Source organism: Deinococcus budaensis (assembly GCF_014201885.1).
GTDB lineage: Bacteria > Deinococcota > Deinococci > Deinococcales > Deinococcaceae > Deinococcus > Deinococcus budaensis.
Map to the genome: position 1 here is coordinate 63,644 of NZ_JACHFN010000009.1, position 16,357 is coordinate 80,000.

Below are 16,357 nucleotides of genomic sequence, written 5' to 3' on the forward strand. Positions count from 1 at the left end.
GTGGGGCGCGGGCCGGTCAGTGCAGCGGCACGTGCCCCGGAAACCCGATCAGCAGGTCGAGCAGGTCCCCCACCATCGCCGACGCCGTGACCATCCCCCCGGCCCCGCCCCCGGCGAAGATCAGCGCCCCGCATTCCTCGCCCTCGTACACCAGCGCGTTGCGGCTGGCGGCCTCGTTGCACAGCGGGTGGGTCACGGGCAGGCGCTGCGGCGAGACGCGGGCGTGCCAGCCCTGCCCTTCCGGCCGCAGTTCGGCCACCAGCTTGTAGCGCTCCCCGGCTTTGCCCGCCTCCTGCACGTCCTCCAGCGTGACCCCCTCGATGCCCTGCACCTCGACCGCCGAGTAGGGGAAGTCGCCGTCGGCGCAGAAGCGGGCCAGGACGGTCAGTTTGTGGGCGGTGTCGAAGCCGCCGACATCCAGGGTGGGCGGGTCCTCGGCGTACCCGAGGGCCTGGGCCTGCGCGAGGGCCTCGGCGTAGCTCTTCCCGGCTTCCATCTGGGTCAGCACGTAGTTGCAGGTGCCGTTCAGGACCGCCTGGAGCCGGGTAAAGGTGCTGGCGCGCAGCACGGTGCTCATCGGGCCGATCACGGGGGTTCCGGCCATCACCGAGGCCTCGTAGTACAGCCGCCCGGCCAGGGCGTGCCCGCGCAGGTCGTCCCAGCACTCGGCCAGCAGGGCCTTGTTGGCGGTGATGACGGGCCGCCCGCTTCGGAGGTACGGCAACAGCAGCGCCAGCGGTTCCCGGATGCCGCCCAGCGCCTCGATCACCACGCTGCTCTCCTGCAAGAAGGCCGGGTCGCTGGTCAGGGGCGTGCCGGGCGGCACGTCGCGGGCCTTGGCAGGATCGCGGACCAGCACGCCGGTCAGCTCGATCTCGACCCCCAGGTCGCTGAAGATGTCCCGGCGCCTCTCCAGCAACCGCAAGACGTTCTGCCCCACCGTGCCGCAGCCCAGCAGCCCCACCGTGACCGTTCTCATGGGGGTGACTCTATCGCCTGGGCTGGAGCGCCCGCCCCCGGCCCCGGCGGCCCTGTCGTCTGCCTTCCGGTCGCCCCGGGGGGCGGCAGGTAGACTGCCCGCATGATGCCTGTGTTTGGTGGTTTTCAGTTTCAGGGGGCGCGCGTGGCCCCGCCCCCGGAAGTGTCCCCTTGAGTGGGGGCCGCCTGGAGGAGCTGGCGGCGGAGTTCGGGATGGTCGAGCGGGCGCTGGGCGATCCGGCGATGCTGGCCGACCCCCCCGCCTATGCCCGGCTGACCCGCCGCCACCGCGAGCTGACGCCGGTCGTGACCCTCTACCGCGAGCGGGGGGCGCTGGAACGCGACCTGGCGGGCGCCCGTGAGCTGCTCTCGGACCCCGATATGCGCGAGCTGGCCTCGGGCGAGGTCGCGGCGCTGGGAGCGCGGCTGGCCGAGCTGGACGCCGAGCTGGAGGTGCTGCTGCTTCCCAGCGACCCCGACGACCCCAAGGACGTGATCTTGGAACTGCGTGCCGGAGCCGGGGGCGCGGAAGCCGGACTGTTCGCCATGGACCTGCTGCGGCTCTACACCCGCTACGCCGAGGGCGCGGGGTTGAAAGTGAACGTGCTCGACGCCTCGGAAAGCGACCTGGGGGGCGCGAGCAAGGTCGTGGCCGAGGTCAGCGGGGACTTCGCCTTCCGGGCCTTCAAGTGGGAGCGCGGCGTTCACCGGGTGCAGCGCGTTCCGGCCACCGAGTCGCAGGGCCGCATCCACACCAGCACGGTGACGGTCGCGGTGCTGCCCGAAGCCGAGCAGGGCGAGGTGCAGCTCGACCTCTCGGAGGTCCGCATCGACGTGTTCCGCTCGCAAGGCGCGGGCGGGCAGGGGGTGAACACCACCGACTCGGCGGTGCGCGCCGTGTACCGCGCGGGCACCCCCGACGAGATCACGGTGGTCTGCCAGGACGGGCGCAGCCAGATCAAGAACCGCGAAAAGGCGCTGGTCGTGCTGGCCTCGCGCCTGGCCGAGCGCGAGCGGACGGCGCGCGAGGAACGCGAACGGACCGAGCGCGCCTCGCAGGTCGGGACCGGCGAACGCAGCGAGAAGATCCGCACCTACAACTACCCGCAAAACCGCGTGACCGACCACCGGCTGGAAGGCGAGACCAAGAATTTCGCCCTCGACGCGGTGATGGCGGGCGGGTTGAGTCCGGTGGTGGCGGCGCTGGGCCGCGCCGAGCGCGAGCGGCAACTGCTGGAGCTGGGCGAGGCGGACGGGGCCGGACGCGGAGACGGGCGGGCGAGTCATGGCGCGGCGTGACCTGCTGGTCGCCGCCGGGGTGCTGCGTGACCGCTTCGGGCGGGTGCTGCTGGTCGGCAACGACTGGCAGGGCCTCGGGCGGGTGCGCCACACCCTGCCCGGCGGCGTGGTGGAACCCGGCGAGACGCTGCTCGAAGCCCTCTACCGCGAGATCGCGGAGGAAACGGGCCTCAAGCTCACCGGCATCAAGCACATGGCCTACACGGTGCATATCGAGGACGAGCGCCGGGGCGAGCGCGCCATCGCGGTGGCCTTCGAGGCGACCTGGGAGGGCCTGCTCAACCCCGCCGACCCCGACGGCTTCATCGTGGAAGCGCGCTTTTGCACCCCCGACGAGGCCATCGAGCTGCTGGAATCGCCCCCCATGCGCGAGCCGCTGAGCGACTACCTGCGCACCGGGGAGCCGGGCCGCTTCTACGCCTTCAAGGGCTGGGACGGACGCGGGGGCCTACGGGTGCCGCCGCTGCGGGCCGAGTCCTCCCGGTGAGCGCGGCTGGGCCAGCCGCTGGGGCAGCGCCCTTCGCCCTGTCGTGGAGCGGCGGCAAGGACAGCGCCCTGGCCCTGCTGCGCGCCCAGGCGGCGGGAGGCCGTCCGCTCGCGCTGCTGAACATGCTGGACGAGGGCGGGGAGCGGTCGCGCTCGCACGGCCTGCGGCCCGAGATTCTGGAAGCGCAGGCGGCGGCGCTGGGATTGCCGCTCTGGACCGCCCGCGCCTCCTGGGCGGGCTACGAGCGCGAGTTCACGGCTCTCCTGCGCCGGGCTGAAAGCGCCGGGGCAAAGTCGGTGGTTTTCGGCGACATCGACCTCCAGGACTACCGCGACTGGGAAGAGCGGGTGTGCGCGGCGGCGGGGCTGCGGGCCGCGCTGCCCCTGTGGCAGGAACCCCGCCGCGCGCTGGTAGAAGAAGGCCTGCGCCGGGGCCTTTGCGCCCGGATCGTTGCCGTGCGTGAGGATGCGCTCCCCGCAGGGCTGCTGGGCCGCGTCCTGGACCCGGCGCTGCTGGACGAGATCGAGGGCCTGGGCGCGGATGCCTGCGGCGAGAGCGGCGAATACCACACGGTGGTGGTGGACGGTCCCGGCTTCGCGGCCCCGCTGCGGCTGCACGCTGGGGCCGTTCACCGCGCGGGCGGCGTGGCGACGCTCGACTTGCGGCTGGGCTGATGCGCGTCCTCCTGACCGGCATGTCGGGGACGGGCAAGTCCTCGGCGCTGGAGGAGCTGGCCCGGCGCGGCCACCGGACGGTGGACACCGACACGGACGAGTGGTCCGAATGGCTCACGGACCCGGAGGGCCAGCCCGACTGGGTGTGGCGCGAGGCCCCCATGCGGGCGCTGCTGACCGGAGGGGAAGCGGGCGGGCCGCTTTTCATGGGCGGGTGCAAGTCGAACCAGGGGCGCTTCTACGCCCTCTTCGACCGTGTGGTGCTGCTCAGCGCTCCGGCGGAGGTGCTGGGCTACCTGGAGACGGTGCAGCCGCTGCTGCGGGCCGGGGCCGACGCCGAACTCGATTCGGGCCGGTTGTCGGTCGCGGAACTGGCCGACGCGCTCGAAGCCCTGGCCCCGGAAGCCTGAAGCGCCGGGGCCACGAGGATTTACACTGCCCCCCGTGACTCTCCCCCCTCCCCTGTCGCTGACCGCCACCCCCGGCCGTCTGGACGCCGTGCTGGCTGAGCTGACGGGCGTGAGCCGCTCGCAGGTCGCCGGGTGGATCGCGGGGGGGCACGTGCAGGTGGGCGGCGTGGTCGCGGCCCGGGCCAGCCTGAAACTTAGGGGCGGCGAGGCGCTGACCGTGCAGGTGCCCCCGCCGCCCGACGCGACCGTGGCCCCCGAAACGGTCCCCCTCGACGTGGTGTACGAGGACGCCCATCTGATCGCGGTGAACAAGCCGCCCGGCATGGTCACCCACCCCGCCCCCGGCGTGACTTCCGGCACGCTGGTCAACGCCCTGCTGGGCCGCCTGACCCTGCCCGAGCAGCCCGGCGCCGAGGGTCCCGACGGCTACCGCCCCGGCATCGTTCACCGGCTGGACCGCGACACCAGCGGCGTGATCGTGGTCGCCAAAACGGTCGAGGCGCACGCGCGGCTGGCGGCGGCGTTCAAGGACCGCGACACGCGCAAGACGTACCTGGCGATTGCTGCCGGAATGTGGCCAGCCCAGGGACCGGTGCGGGTGGACGCACCCATCGGGCGGCATCCCACCGCCCGGCAGCGCATGACCGTCGGCGGCGCCCACCCGCGCGACGCGCAGACCCTCTTCACGCCGCTGGCCGCCCACCCAGACGGCCATGGGCGCACGCTGGCGCTGGTGCGCGCGCAGCCCCGCACCGGGCGCACCCACCAGATTCGAGTTCACCTCGCGCACCTGGGCAGCCCGCTCCTGGGTGACGCGGTGTACGGACGGGCCAGCGAGGTCATGCCACGCCACGCCCTGCACGCGCAGTTCCTGACCCTCCCCCACCCCGCCACCGGCCAGCCGCTGCACCTGCACGCGCCCACGCCCGACGACCTGCTCTCGGCCTGGGTGACGCTCGGCGGAAGCCTCCCCGCCGGGCTGGAGACGCCGCCGGAGTAGGGCGCGTCCTGGCTCCAGCCCTCCTCTGGCCCCCTTGCTTTTTGCAGGTGTACCGTGTACACTTCTTCTTCGTGCGCCGCTCCGGGACAGTCCCGGCGGCTGGAAGGTGCCCCCACTTTCAGGACATGCTGGATGCCGAAGCCTTGGCGTTTGCTGGTCACTGGGGCTGTGCTTTCCCGAAAGGACCACAAATGAACTTTGATCAACTGATTGCGCCCGAACTCGCGGCGCGTCTCGCCGAGCGCGGCATCACCGAAGCCACCCCCATCCAGGTCGAGGCCCTGCCTCTGGCCCTGAACGGCAAGGACCTGATCGGCCGCGCCCGCACCGGCACCGGCAAGACGCTGGCCTACGCGCTGCCCATCATCCAGAACCTTGAGCCGAGCCGTGAACGTGCCCGTCTGCCGCGCGCCATCATCGTGGCGCCGACCCGCGAACTCGCCAAGCAGGTGGCCGACGAGTTCTCCAAGAGCGGCGTGGGCCTCACCACCGTCACCGTGTACGGCGGCGCCGCCTACGCCCCGCAGGAAGGCGCGCTGCGCCGCGGGGTAGACGTGGTCGTGGGCACCCCCGGCCGGCTCATTGACCACCTGGAGCGCGGCAACCTCGACCTCAGCGCCGTGCAGTACGCCGTGCTGGACGAGGCCGACGAGATGCTCAGCGTGGGCTTCGCGGAAGCCATCGAGACGATCCTCCAGAAGACCCCCGAGGAGCGCCAGACGCTGCTGTTCAGCGCCACGCTGAACGACGACATCCGCCGCCTCTCGCGCAAGTACCTGCGCGAGCCGGTCGTGGTGGACATGGTCGGCGAGGGCAAGAGCCAGGCCGCCCAGACGGTCGAGCACCTCAAGGTCAAGGTGGGCCGCACCCGCACCCGCGTGCTGGCCGACCTGCTGACCGTCTACAACCCGGAAAAAGCCATCGTCTTCACCCGCACCAAGCGCGAGGCCGATGAGCTGGCCAACGAGCTGATTCACCGCGGCATCGAGAGTGAGGCGCTGCACGGCGACCTGGCGCAGACGCAGCGCGAGCGGGCGCTGGGGGCCTTCCGCAGCGGGCGCGTGGGCGTGCTCGTCGCCACTGACGTGGCGGCGCGCGGCCTGGACATCCCGGAAGTGGACCTGGTGGTGCAGTACCACCTGCCGCAGGACCACGAGAGCTACATCCACCGCTCGGGCCGCACCGGCCGCGCCGGGCGCACCGGCACCGCCATCGTGATGTACGGCGACCGCGATGGCCGCGAGATGCGGAACCTGGAGTACCGCACCGGCGTGCAGTTCCGCGAACGCGCCCTGCCCACCCCCAAGGAAGTGCAGGCCGCCAGCGCCAAGTCGAGCGCCGACCTCGTGCGCAAGGTGGACGCGGAGGTCGCCGGGACCTTCCAGGCCGAGGCCGAGCGGTTGTTCAGCGAGCTGGGCCTCGAAGCCCTGGCCCGCGCCCTTGCCAAGATCAGCGGCGTGAGCGAACCGGTCAAGGCCGCCAGCCTGCTCAGCGGTGAGGAGGGCCTGACGACCATCATCCTGCACGCCGAGCGCATGAGCGTGGCCCGCGCGGTCGCCGTGATCGCCCGCAACAGCGACGTGGACACCCGCAGGCTCGGTAAGGTGCGCCAGTGGCGCGGCGGCGCGGTGGCCGACGTGCCCACCGAGTACCTTGCCAAGCTGCTCGCCGCCAACCCGCTGGAGGGCGAGGTGCAGGTGGAAGTCGCCCAGGAGCTGCCCGAGCTGTTCGAGGCCCCGGCGCGCGAGGGCCGTCAGGGCGGGAGCTACGGCGGTGGCCGCGGCTACCGTGACCGCGACGAGGGCGGCTACCGGGGGAACCGGAGCGGCGGCTACCAGGGCGGCGGACGCGGCGGCTACGGCAACGGCGGCGGCGGCCAGGGCGGGTACCAGGGTGGCCGTGGAGGCTACCAGGGCGGCAGCCGCAACCAGGGCGAGGGTCGCCGCGAGGACTTCGCCGACCGCGAGTTCGTGCCCGGCGGACGCTGAGCCGAGCTGAAGAACCGAAAAGAAGGCCCCTACCGGGAAGGTGGGGGCTTTTTCCTATTCCTCGCGGCCTTCCGGCGCATAAACAAGCAGGTCGCCCGGCTGACATTCCAAGACCTCGCAGATGGCTTCCAACGTGCTGAAGCGCACCGCGCGGGCCTTGCCAGTCTTGAGGATGCTGAGGTTCGCCAGGGTGATCCCTACCCGCTCCGAGAGTTCGGAGAGGGTCATGCCGCGGTCGCGCAGCCGCTCGTCGAGCCGGACTTCGATGGGCATCAGACGGTCAGTTCCTCGTCCTGGAGCAGGTCAGCCACCTGCCGCATCACGGCAGCCAGCGCGAGCAGCCCCAGCCCCGGCAGCAGGGACAGAAAAGTACCCAGACCCCCGCTCAGCGCCAGGACGACGGGCGAAGCGCCGGGCAGCGTCTCAGTCATGTCCGCCGCACCCAGCCCCAGCGACAGAAACGCCTGACCCACCAGCACCCACCCGGTCCAGGTCAGGGCGCGGGCGGTGCCGTGCAGGGTCGTGGCCCGCGCCGCCCACCACAGCAGCCCCAGGGCCGGGAGGAGGAGAGCTACCGCTCCGGCTTCCGAGCGCCAATCCAACTCGGCTCCAGACTGCCAAGCCCACGCCGCGCCCAGGGCGACCAGCAGCGGCGTCCCCAGACACAACCCTTCCAACCAGCGCAACGCCTGACGTTGCATCACACCACCTCCCGGGCGCGGTCGCGCAGGCGTCGGCCCTCGTCCAGCCAGCCGCTCAGGCCGATCAGGAGGAGGGGAAGAGCCAGGCTCAGCAGGGTGGAGAGCACCGCCGAGGGCATCCACAGGGCGGACAGTTCGGCGCTGGTCTGAACAGACCGAGGCCATAGGATGAGGATCACCAGTGAGAACAGCCCTGCCAGCAACAGCCAGCGCCCCCCCTGACCCACCCGCTGCGCGACCTCACCGTCAAGGGGTCCGGCCCGCCGGGCACGGGTCAGCGCCACGCGCAGGTGGCCGAAGCCCAGCGCGGTGATCAGCATCCAGACCGTCAGGCCCGACATCAGCGGCCGGAAGCCGGGAACGTAAGCTCTCGGTCCGACGCCGAGATCGAGGATGACCAGCAGGCTGCAAAAGACCATCCCCAGCCATGCCAGCACCCAGCCCAGGGTCACGCCCAGCCCCAGCACGCCCAGCAGGTTCGACAGCCGCATCCCCGACCTCCTCAGAGAGCCGTTTACCGAAAAACGATGTTATCGTTTCTCAATATGTAGACCGGGCAGGGGGCTGTCAAGCAGGGCTGAGCTTCACTCCCACTCGATCGTCGCGGGCGGCTTGCCGGTGATGTCGTACACCACGCGGTTGACCTCGTGAACCTGGTTCACGATGCGGTTGCTCATGGTCGCCAGGAACTCGTAAGGCAGCCGCGCCCACTCGGCGGTCATGAAGTCGTCGGTGCTCACGGCACGCAGGGCCACCGTGTAGGAGTAGGTGCGCCCGTCGCCCATCACGCCGACCGACTGGATGGGCGTGAGCACGGCCAGCGCCTGCGAGCAGCCGTCGTACAGGCCGAACTCGCGCAGGCCGGAGATGAAGATGTCGTCCACCCGCCGCAGGATGTCGAGCTTTTCCTCGGTGACCTCGCCCAGGCAGCGGATCGCCAGGCCGGGACCGGGAAAGGGGTGGCGCATCCGGATGTGCTCGGGGAGGCCCAGCAGGCGGGCAATGTCGCGCACCTCGTCCTTGAAGAGGGTGCGGAACGGTTCGACAAGTTTAAAGGCGAGGTCGTCGGGCAGGCCGCCGACGTTGTGGTGGCTCTTGATGTTGGCCGCGCCCGACTTGTCGCCGTGCCCGCCGCCCGCCGACTCGATCACGTCGGGGTAGAGGGTGCCCTGGGCCAGGAAGTCGAAGGGACCGTACTCGCGGGCCTCGCGCTCGAAGGCCCGGATGAACTCGCGGCCGATGATCTTGCGCTTCGCCTCGGGGTCGGAGACGCCCGCGAGCGCCCCCAGGAACTCGGCGCGGGCGTCCACCGTGACGAGGTTGACGCCCAGGGGTCTGAGCGCCGCTTCCACCTGTTCGCGCTCGCCCAGTCTCAAAAGGCCGTGCTCGATAAAGACGGCGGTGAGGCGCTCCCCGATGGCGCGGGCCAGCAGCAGCCCCAGCGTGGAGGAATCCACGCCGCCGCTGATGGCGAGCAGCACCCGGCCTTCTTCGCCGACCTGCGCCCGCACGCCCTCGATCAGCTCCTCGACGATGTGCTCGGCGGTCCAGTCGCGGGCCACGCCGCAGATCTCCAGAAAGTTCGCCAGCAGTTGGCCGCCCTTGGGCGTGTGGACGACCTCCGGGTGAAACTGCACCCCGTAACGCCGGGTCAGGGGATTCTCGATGGCGGCGACCGGGGTGTCCTCCGTTTCGGCCACGACCTCGTAGCCCTGCGGAAGCTGCGTCACCGAGTCGGCGTGGCTCATCCAGGCCACGAACTCGCCCTGGATGCCCTGGAACAGCCCTCCGCCGTAGCGGGTCAGGTCGGCCTTGCCGTACTCGCGTCTTCCCACGCGCTGCACGTCGCCGCCCGCCTCGTGGGCCAGGAACTGCATCCCGTAGCACACGCCCAGGATGGGCACGTCGAGGTCGAGGACACCGGGCGCGGGGCGCGGCGCCCCCGGGTCGTACACGCTGCTGGGGCCGCCCGACAGCACCACGCCCCGGGGGTTTTCCTGCGCGATACGCTCCAGGCTGGCGGTGCCGGGCAAGATCACGCTGTACGCGCCGAGTTCACGAAAGCGCCGGGCGATCAGGCGCGTGAACTGGCTGCCGAAGTCGAGGATGACGACGCTCACGGGCTGGATTGTCTCACGCGGCGGCCCGGGGGGTGCCCAGAGGGCCGGTGCTCAGGGGGCCAGGTCGATGGTGACGGGCGCGGCGCTGGGGGCAGTCACGGTGACGCGGCCGGGCGTGAAGCCCTCGGCGGCCACGCGCAGGGTGTAGGTGCCGGGGCGCGGGAACTGCACCGTCCCGGGCGCGCGGCCCAGGTCCCGCCCGGCGGGCAGGTTCGCCCCCGGCGGCGCCTGGATCACGCTCAGGCGCACCGGGATGCCCGGCTCTCCGCGCACGGTGAAGCGCACGGGGCAGCACGTCTCGGCAGCAGCGGACAGCGTTCCCGGCTCCGAAGCCGCCGCTCCCGGCGCCGCCCGCTGCGCCCACAGCGCGGCGGCCAGCGCCAGCAGCCCGAGCAGCACCAGCGCGGGCCACAGCCACGCCGGACGGCGCGGGCGCGCGCGCGGCGGCAAGGCGCCCTCCCGGCCCGGCTTCACGACCCGGCGGGTGCCGTCGGCGTTCCAGGCGATGCGCACCGGCTCTCCGATGCGCCGCCGGGTGGAGTCGGGGAGGGGGACCGGGGCAGGGGGAGCTGGAGAGGCGGCGGTCGCCTCCCCGGTTCTGCCCTCCTCGGGAGAAGGGGCCACAGTGTCCAGCGCGGCGGGGCGGGCGGCGTCCCCTGGGTCTGGCCCCGGGTCTGGTCCCGGCGCGGCCACGATGACCTTCACCGTGCTCTCCGGCGCGGCGCCCGGCGTCGGCAGGGGGGTGGCGTCCGCGAGGGCGGGTGCGGGGGCTGCCTCGGCTTGCTCCTCGGCAGTCACGCCCGGAGCGTCCAGCCGCGCCAGCAGGTCGCGGGCGCTCGCGTCTTCGGGGGCACCCCGCAGGGCGGGAGGCAGGCCGCCCAGCGCCTCCAGGGTGCCGCGCAGGTCGCGCAGGTCCCCGGCGGCGCTCGGCTCGCCGCCCCAGGGCAGCCCGGCTCCGGCCAGGGCCACCCGGCCGTCCACGCTCCACAGCTGCGCCGCCTCCACGCCGCCGTGGGTCTGGCCGGCCTCGTGCAGCGCGGCCAGCCCCGCCAGCGCCCCCCGCGCGGCGAGGAGGGGATCGGCGGCGGGCAGGGCGTGGGGCGGCAGCTCGGTCACCACGTAGGCCACGTCGCCGTCGAGGCCGCCCTCGCTGGGCCGCAGCAGGGCCGGGTGCTGGGGCAGCTCGGGCAGCGGCGCCACGTGCGGCAGCACATGCAGCAGCACCGGCATCCCGGTCAGGCGGTCGGTGGCGCGCAGGGTCCGCACCGCCCCGGCAGGCCGGTCGCCCGTCAGGTCACGCGCGGCCACGTAGGGGCCGATGGGCTTCATCGGGGTCAGTATAGGCGAGCGAGGGGAAGCGGCCCGCCGAACCCGCTCCCTGAATGCGCTCCTTTCGGGCCACGCTTCCTGCCCACCTGCCAGCGTGACCGCGTCCACCGCCCTGCCCCGGCGCCCGGCGTATCGTGCCGACTATGCCGGACCCGACCCCCCCTGGCGCGCCCACGCCCTCCCCCACCGCGCAGGCGCCGACCGCTCAAGCCCCGGCCAGCCACCGGGCCGCCGCGCCCCGCACGGTGCGGGCGGCGGTTCTCACCGTGAGCGACACCCGCACGGAAGCGACCGACACCAGCGGCGGCTACCTGCTGGCCGAGTTGCGCGCCGCCGGGCACGCGGTCGTGGGCTACCGGATCGTGAAGGACGAGGCGCTCGCCATCCGCGCGGCGTTGGGCGAGCTGCTGGCCGGGGCCGATGTGGTGATTTCCAGTGGCGGCACCGGGATCACCGGGCGGGACGTGACGGTCGGGGTGGTCGAGTCGCTGCTCAGCAAGCCGCTGCCGGGCTTCGGGGAGCTGTTCCGGATGCTCAGCTACCGCGAGGTCGGCGGCGCGGCGATGCTGTCACGGGCGGTGGGGGGGCTGGCGGGCCGCAGTCTGCTCTTTGCCCTGCCCGGCAGCCTGAACGCCGTGCAGACGGGCTGGACAGGCCTGCTCCGAGACGAACTCGGGCACCTCGCCTTCGAGGTCGCGCGGCACGGGCAGCCGGACACGGTCCCCGCCGGGCTGACGACCTCGCTCAGCCCGGGCGAGGTGGGCTGAGCCGTGGGCGGGTGGGTTGACCTGGTCCCGGCGGCAGGCCTGACGCCGCTGTACGGGCTGACGCTGGCCCTGATCGCCGCCTACTGGCTGTGGCGGGTGGCGCGCGAGGCCCGGGCGCGCTGGGAGCCGCGCGTGGCGTGGTGGGCGGTGCCGGGGCTGGCGCTGCTGGGGCTGGCACCGCTCTGGGAGGTGCCCGCGCTGTTCGGCCTGGGCGCGGCGCTGCTGCTGCTGGCCGAGTTCTGGCCGGGCGCGTTCCGGCCCGCCCGCGAGCGCCCCGGCTGGGCCTGGCCGATGGTCGGCGTGCTGGGCGGCCTCGCGCTGCTGGGGCTGGTCGCGGCGCAGCGCGGCAGCGAGGTCGCCCTGGCGGCGGCCCTCGCCTCGCTGCTGGCAGGGCTGGGGGGCCTGAGCGCCTGGGCGCTCTACCGTGCCCGCCCGGCCCGCCCCCCGGGCCTGGAGGTCCGCTTCGGCCAGGTGCGCCAGCCCGAGTGGCCCGACCTGAGCGTGACCCTGACCGGCCAGGGCGCGCGGCTGGTCAACGTGTCGGGCGGCCCGCTGCGGCTGGCCGGCTGGTCGCCTTCGGGCAGCAACGCCTGGCTGCGGGTGCGCGACGAGGGCGGCGCCCCGCTGAACGTGCTGGCGGCCGGGCAAAGCGCCTTTTTGCCGCTGGGCGCGCGGGAAGGCGGCGTGCGGGTGTGGTACCTCCCGGCCCGCCGCCGCAGTGAGGCCCGCCTCTTTCGCGCCGACTGGACCCCGCAGGCTTACGCCGACTCGCGGGTGCTGAACTGAGACCGCCTCCGCCCCCGCTCCTCACCTTCCGTTCAGGCCCGGGGGGGTATGGTGGCGGAATCGTGAGTCTGGTTTTCGAATGGACGGCGCTGGCCGCGCTGACGGACACGCCCGGCACGGGTGGCCGCCTGCGCAGCGCGGCGCAAGACTTCCGGGTCGAGGAGGTGCCCGCCTACCCCCTCAGCGGTGAGGGCGAGCACCTTTACCTGCACCTGGAAAAGACCGGGCACACCACCGCCCACGTCCTGCGCGAGCTGTGCGCGCACCTGGGCGTGCGCGACCGCGACGTGGGGGTCGCCGGACTGAAAGACCGCCACGCGGTCACGACCCAGTGGATCAGTGTGCCCGCCAAATACGAGGCCGGGGCCGCCGCCTTCGCCCTGGAGGGCGTGCGGGTGCTGGAGGCCACGCGCCACGGCAACAAGCTGGGGCTGGGGCACCTGCGCGGCAACCGCTTCGTGGTGCGGGTGCGCGGCGCGGCGGGATCGGCGGACCGGGCGGCGGCCACCCTCGCGCTCCTCACGGCGCAGGGCGTGCCCAACTACTTCGGCCCGCAGCGCTTCGGGTTGAGTGGCCTGAACGCCGAGGAGGGCCTGCGCGTCCTGCGCGGCGAGTCGCGGCTGCGTGACCCCCGGGTGCGGCGCTTCCTGACCACCAGCGTGCAGAGCCTGATCTTCAACCGCTTCCTGAGCCTGCGCTTGGAACGCGGGCTGTTCGACCGCCTGCTGGCCGGGGACATGGCGAAGAAGCACGACACCGGGGGCGTCTTTCTGGTCGAGGACGCGGGGGCCGAGACGCCGCGCGCCCAGCGGGGCGAGGTCAGCGCGACCGGCACCCTCTTCGGCAAGAAAGCCAAACCGCTGACCCTGGACGCGGGCGAGCTGGAGCGCGAGGCGCTGGCCGCCTTCGGCCTCAGCCCCGAGGTCTTCGCCTCGCGCCGGGGCGACCGCCGCCTCACCCGGATCTTCCCTGAGGGGGCCGAGGTTCACCCTGAGGAGGACGGCTACACGGTGGCCTTCACGCTGCCCAAAGGGAGTTTTGCCACCAGCGTCCTGCGTGAGCTGATGAAGACCGAGGTGGACGCCCCGGGCGCTGAAAGCGAAGAGGGGCCTGCCGAGGAGGAGGACGCATGACGCGGGCGGGCCGGGTGCTGGGCTGCCTGCTGGGGCTGCTGGGGGCCGCCGAGGCGCTGCGGACACCCTCGGCCGACCTCAGCCTGCGCGCTTCTTTCGGCGGGGCGGTGCTTCAGGGCCGCGTCACGGCCGGGGCCGACGACGAGCTGAGCGGCATCTGGAGCGGCAGCGGACGCGCCCGGCTGCTGCGCTGCACGCCGCGCTGCGAGGCGGTCGCGGCCATTCCGGTCACCGGCACCCTGCGGCTGGGCGCCGATACCCCCTACCGGGTGGCCCTGGCCGGAGAGTTCCGGGCCGGGCAGCGGGTGGGGCTGGTCCTGCGCTTTCGCCAGAGCCTGCTGAACGTGGAGGCCGTCGTCGCCCGGCCGTGACGGTGACGGACCGGGCCAGCGCCCCAGGCTACGCGCCGCTTTCCTGGGCACGCGCTACGGCCCCCCCGGCGAGCGCTGCGGGCTGTCGAATCAGCCGGGGGTCTCCCCGGCCTGGGCCAGCAGCGGTCGCTGGGCCGTGGTGACCGCCTGGAATCCGGGCGGCCAGCCTGCCCCCGCCGCCGCGAACGCGCAGGCCCAGGCCGCGCTGCTGCAAGAGGTCCGGGCCGCCGGCTTCCGGCCGGTGCCTGCCCTCAACGGCGCGGGCGGGTGGGCCGAGGCCGCCTTGCTGGTCCCCGGCGCGCGGCTGCGGCAGGCCGCGAGCTGGGGCGCCGGTTTCGGGCAGGCTGCGGTCCTGTGGGGCGTGGGCGCCCGCGCGGCCTTGGTCTGGCTGGAAGGGGGCCGGGTGGCGAGCGTGGAGCGGCGCTGGGCGGTGCGGGCAGGCGATTGACCGTGGCGCCGACCTCCCGGTTCTCTCCGGCTGTCCCCCGCCGGGGTGCCGCCTGACCAGCCTCTCGCCGTCCGGGGTCACCGGGACAGCCTTGACGGGGCCCCGCCGCACCAGCACAACGGGCCGGGAGGCTTCCTGCTCGCCTCGCCAGCCCGCCCCCGCCGCTGGGCGGCCGGATCACTTCACGGGCGCGTGGTCCTTGGGGTCAGCCCAGGGGTCGAGGACGCACTTGATGCAGCCGTCGTGCTTGTGCTTGAAGATCTCGTAGGCGTGCGGCGCTTCCTCCAGGCTGAGGCGGTGGGTGATGATGCGGGTGGGGTCGATCTCGCCGCGCTGGATGTGCCCGGTCAGGGTGTCGAGGTAACGGTGGACGTGGGTCTGCCCGGTGCGCATGGTCAGGCCCTTGTTCATAAAGGCCCCGACCGGGATCTTGTCGGCCAGGCCGCCGTACACGCCGGGCACGCTGACGGTGCCGCCCTTGCGGCAGGCCATGATCGCCGCGCGCAGGGCGTGGGGGCGGTCACTTTCCAGCACGCGGGTGGTCTGCTTGACCGCGTCGGCCACGCCCAGGAAGCCGTGGGCCTGGGCTTCGAGGCCCACCGCGTCCATCACGCTGTCGGGGCCGCGCCCGCCGGTCATCTCCCTGAGGCGTTCGAAGACGTTCTCTTCCTCGTAGTTGATCGTCTCCGCGCCGTAGGAGCGGGCCATCTCCAGCCGCTCGGGAAAGCGGTCGATGGCGATCACGCGCTCGGCGCCCAGCAGGAAGGCGCTGGCGATGCCAAACAGGCCCACCGGCCCGCACCCGAACACGGCCACCACGTCGCCGCCGTGGATGTTGCAGTGCTCGGCGCCCATGTACCCGGTCGGCAGGATGTCGGTCAGGAAGAGCACCTGCTCGTCGGTCAGGCCCTCGGGCACCTTGTAGAGGTTGGCGTCGGCATACACGGTGCGCGCGAACTGCGCCTGCCCGCCCGCGTACCCGCCGGTGATGTGCGAGTAGCCGTACAGCCCGGCGGGCGAGTAGCCCCAGAACTTCTCGGCCAGCCCCGGGTTGGGGTTGGAGTTGTCGCACAGCGAGGTCAGGCCCTTCTGGCAGTACCAGCACTTGCCGCAGGCGATGGGAAAGGGCACGATCACCCGGTCGCCCACCTTGACCTTGCGGACTTCCGCGCCGACCTCCACGACCTCGCCCATGAACTCGTGGCCCACGATGTCGCCGTGGACCATCGAGGGCACGTAGCCGTCCATCAGGTGCAGGTCCGAGCCGCAGATCGCGGTTTTGGTCACGCGCACGATGGCGTCGGTGGGCTGCAAGATCTGGGGGTCAGGCACCGTCTCCACGCCCATGCGGTTGACGCCCTGCCACACGACGGCCTTCACGAGGTCCTCCGGTTGTCGTACATCTTCGCCTCCGCTTTCATGGGTCCCTTGCGGCCGCTGGACTGGCCCTCGGTGGTGGGAACGTGGCCGACCTCCAACAAGCGCTTGAGCCGCCGCAGGTCCTGGCCGATCTGCACGTCGGGGTCCTCGCCCAGCAGCCGGGCGACGGTCGCGCCCAGGGTGCCCCCCGGCGGGCGGTAGGTCAGCGAGACGTGAATCTCGGTGCCCCGGTCGCCGGGGGCCGGGCGGAACTCCACCTCGCCCTCATTGGGCACGGTCGCGCCCTCCAGCGAGCGCCACGCGATGCGGCGGCCCGGCTCGTCGGCGGTGATCTCGGCGTCCCACTCGACGCTGGTGCCCGCCGGGGCCTTGGCGACCCAGTGCGAGCGCTGCCCGCCTTCGCCTTGCACCTTCACCGACTCCAGGTGGTCCATGAAGCGCGGCAGGTTCTCGAAGTCGCGCCAGAAGGTGTACAGCTCACCCGCA

Annotated in this window: 19 protein-coding genes (1 of these 19 only partly in view); 11 read left to right on the forward strand and 8 right to left on the reverse strand. The window is 72.9% G+C overall.

Annotated features, from left to right (window positions below; all coding sequences use genetic code 11):
• Positions 1-16 precede the first annotated feature (16 nt).
• Positions 17-979 carry a homoserine dehydrogenase gene (locus tag HNQ09_RS12450; RefSeq protein WP_184029763.1) on the reverse strand — a complete coding sequence of 321 codons (963 nt, stop codon included), beginning with the start codon at positions 977-979 and terminating at the stop codon, positions 17-19.
• Positions 980-1,149: 170 nt separating this feature from the next.
• Here HNQ09_RS12450 and prfA point away from each other — a divergent pair, with 170 nt between their 5' ends.
• The 6 genes from prfA to HNQ09_RS12480 all read left to right on the forward strand — a co-directional run bounded on the left by prfA (position 1,150) and on the right by HNQ09_RS12480 (position 6,836).
• On the forward strand, positions 1,150-2,277 hold the full coding sequence (gene prfA, locus HNQ09_RS12455; protein ID WP_184029765.1) for a peptide chain release factor 1: 1,128 nt from the start codon (positions 1,150-1,152) through the stop codon (positions 2,275-2,277).
• Positions 2,264-2,764, forward strand: coding sequence for an NUDIX hydrolase (locus HNQ09_RS12460; protein WP_184029768.1), 501 nt, complete (start codon positions 2,264-2,266; stop codon positions 2,762-2,764). Before prfA ends, HNQ09_RS12460 begins: the two co-directional genes overlap by 14 nt.
• Entirely contained in the window at positions 2,761-3,438 is a 678-nt protein-coding gene (locus HNQ09_RS12465) for an adenine nucleotide alpha hydrolase (protein ID WP_221269803.1), read from the forward strand. Before HNQ09_RS12460 ends, HNQ09_RS12465 begins: the two co-directional genes overlap by 4 nt.
• Positions 3,438-3,848, forward strand: coding sequence for an AAA family ATPase (locus HNQ09_RS12470; RefSeq protein WP_246363336.1), 411 nt, complete (start codon positions 3,438-3,440; stop codon positions 3,846-3,848). Before HNQ09_RS12465 ends, HNQ09_RS12470 begins: the two co-directional genes overlap by 1 nt.
• 34 nt (positions 3,849-3,882) lie before the next feature.
• A complete protein-coding gene (locus tag HNQ09_RS12475; protein WP_343057785.1) occupies positions 3,883-4,848 on the forward strand; it encodes an RluA family pseudouridine synthase in 966 nt (321 codons plus the stop codon).
• Positions 4,849-5,039: 191 nt separating this feature from the next.
• A complete protein-coding gene (locus HNQ09_RS12480) occupies positions 5,040-6,836 on the forward strand; it encodes a DEAD/DEAH box helicase (RefSeq protein ID WP_184029770.1) in 1,797 nt (598 codons plus the stop codon).
• A gap of 54 nt (positions 6,837-6,890) precedes the next feature.
• On the opposite strand, the gene HNQ09_RS12485 is transcribed toward HNQ09_RS12480, so the two are convergent.
• The 5 genes from HNQ09_RS12485 to HNQ09_RS12505 form a co-directional block, all read right to left on the reverse strand.
• Positions 6,891-7,109, reverse strand: a complete 219-nt coding sequence (locus HNQ09_RS12485; RefSeq protein ID WP_184029772.1) for a helix-turn-helix domain-containing protein — start codon at positions 7,107-7,109, stop codon at positions 6,891-6,893.
• Positions 7,109-7,537: a hypothetical protein gene (locus tag HNQ09_RS12490; protein WP_184029774.1), complete on the reverse strand. Its 429-nt coding sequence runs from the start codon at positions 7,535-7,537 to the stop codon at positions 7,109-7,111. The genes HNQ09_RS12485 and HNQ09_RS12490 overlap by 1 nt, the downstream gene beginning before the upstream one ends.
• Complete coding sequence (locus HNQ09_RS12495) at positions 7,537-8,028, reverse strand: hypothetical protein (protein WP_184029776.1); 492 nt, start codon at positions 8,026-8,028, stop codon at positions 7,537-7,539. Before HNQ09_RS12495 ends, HNQ09_RS12490 begins: the two co-directional genes overlap by 1 nt.
• A gap of 93 nt (positions 8,029-8,121) precedes the next feature.
• The gene (gene guaA / locus HNQ09_RS12500) at positions 8,122-9,657 is read right to left on the reverse strand and encodes a glutamine-hydrolyzing GMP synthase (protein WP_184029778.1); all 1,536 of its coding nucleotides are present in this window, start codon (positions 9,655-9,657) and stop codon (positions 8,122-8,124) included.
• Positions 9,658-9,708: 51 nt separating this feature from the next.
• Complete coding sequence (locus tag HNQ09_RS12505) at positions 9,709-10,986, reverse strand: PEGA domain-containing protein (protein ID WP_184029780.1); 1,278 nt, start codon at positions 10,984-10,986, stop codon at positions 9,709-9,711.
• Positions 10,987-11,129: 143 nt separating this feature from the next.
• Here HNQ09_RS12505 and HNQ09_RS12510 point away from each other — a divergent pair, with 143 nt between their 5' ends.
• From HNQ09_RS12510 to HNQ09_RS12530, 5 genes are all read left to right on the forward strand, one after another.
• The gene (locus HNQ09_RS12510) at positions 11,130-11,753 is read left to right on the forward strand and encodes a MogA/MoaB family molybdenum cofactor biosynthesis protein (protein ID WP_184029783.1); all 624 of its coding nucleotides are present in this window, start codon (positions 11,130-11,132) and stop codon (positions 11,751-11,753) included.
• 3 nt (positions 11,754-11,756) lie between these two features.
• On the forward strand, positions 11,757-12,539 hold the full coding sequence (locus tag HNQ09_RS12515) for a hypothetical protein (protein ID WP_184029785.1): 783 nt from the start codon (positions 11,757-11,759) through the stop codon (positions 12,537-12,539).
• Positions 12,540-12,601: 62 nt separating this feature from the next.
• A complete protein-coding gene (gene truD / locus HNQ09_RS12520) occupies positions 12,602-13,672 on the forward strand; it encodes a tRNA pseudouridine(13) synthase TruD (protein ID WP_184029787.1) in 1,071 nt (356 codons plus the stop codon).
• On the forward strand, positions 13,669-14,043 hold the full coding sequence (locus HNQ09_RS12525) for a hypothetical protein (protein ID WP_184029788.1): 375 nt from the start codon (positions 13,669-13,671) through the stop codon (positions 14,041-14,043). The genes truD and HNQ09_RS12525 overlap by 4 nt, the downstream gene beginning before the upstream one ends.
• 139 nt (positions 14,044-14,182) lie before the next feature.
• The gene (locus HNQ09_RS12530; RefSeq protein ID WP_343057788.1) at positions 14,183-14,491 is read left to right on the forward strand and encodes a DUF3293 domain-containing protein; all 309 of its coding nucleotides are present in this window, start codon (positions 14,183-14,185) and stop codon (positions 14,489-14,491) included.
• 177 nt (positions 14,492-14,668) lie between these two features.
• Here the strand turns inward: HNQ09_RS12530 and HNQ09_RS12535 are convergent, their stop codons facing one another.
• A complete protein-coding gene (locus HNQ09_RS12535) occupies positions 14,669-15,871 on the reverse strand; it encodes an alcohol dehydrogenase catalytic domain-containing protein (RefSeq protein ID WP_184029790.1) in 1,203 nt (400 codons plus the stop codon).
• Positions 15,868-16,357, reverse strand: the 3' portion of a protein-coding gene (locus HNQ09_RS12540) for an SRPBCC family protein (protein ID WP_184029792.1). 266 nt of this gene lie beyond the right edge of the window; the window shows 490 of its 756 coding nt (coding positions 267-756); the start codon falls outside the window, past its right edge; its stop codon occupies positions 15,868-15,870. Before HNQ09_RS12540 ends, HNQ09_RS12535 begins: the two co-directional genes overlap by 4 nt.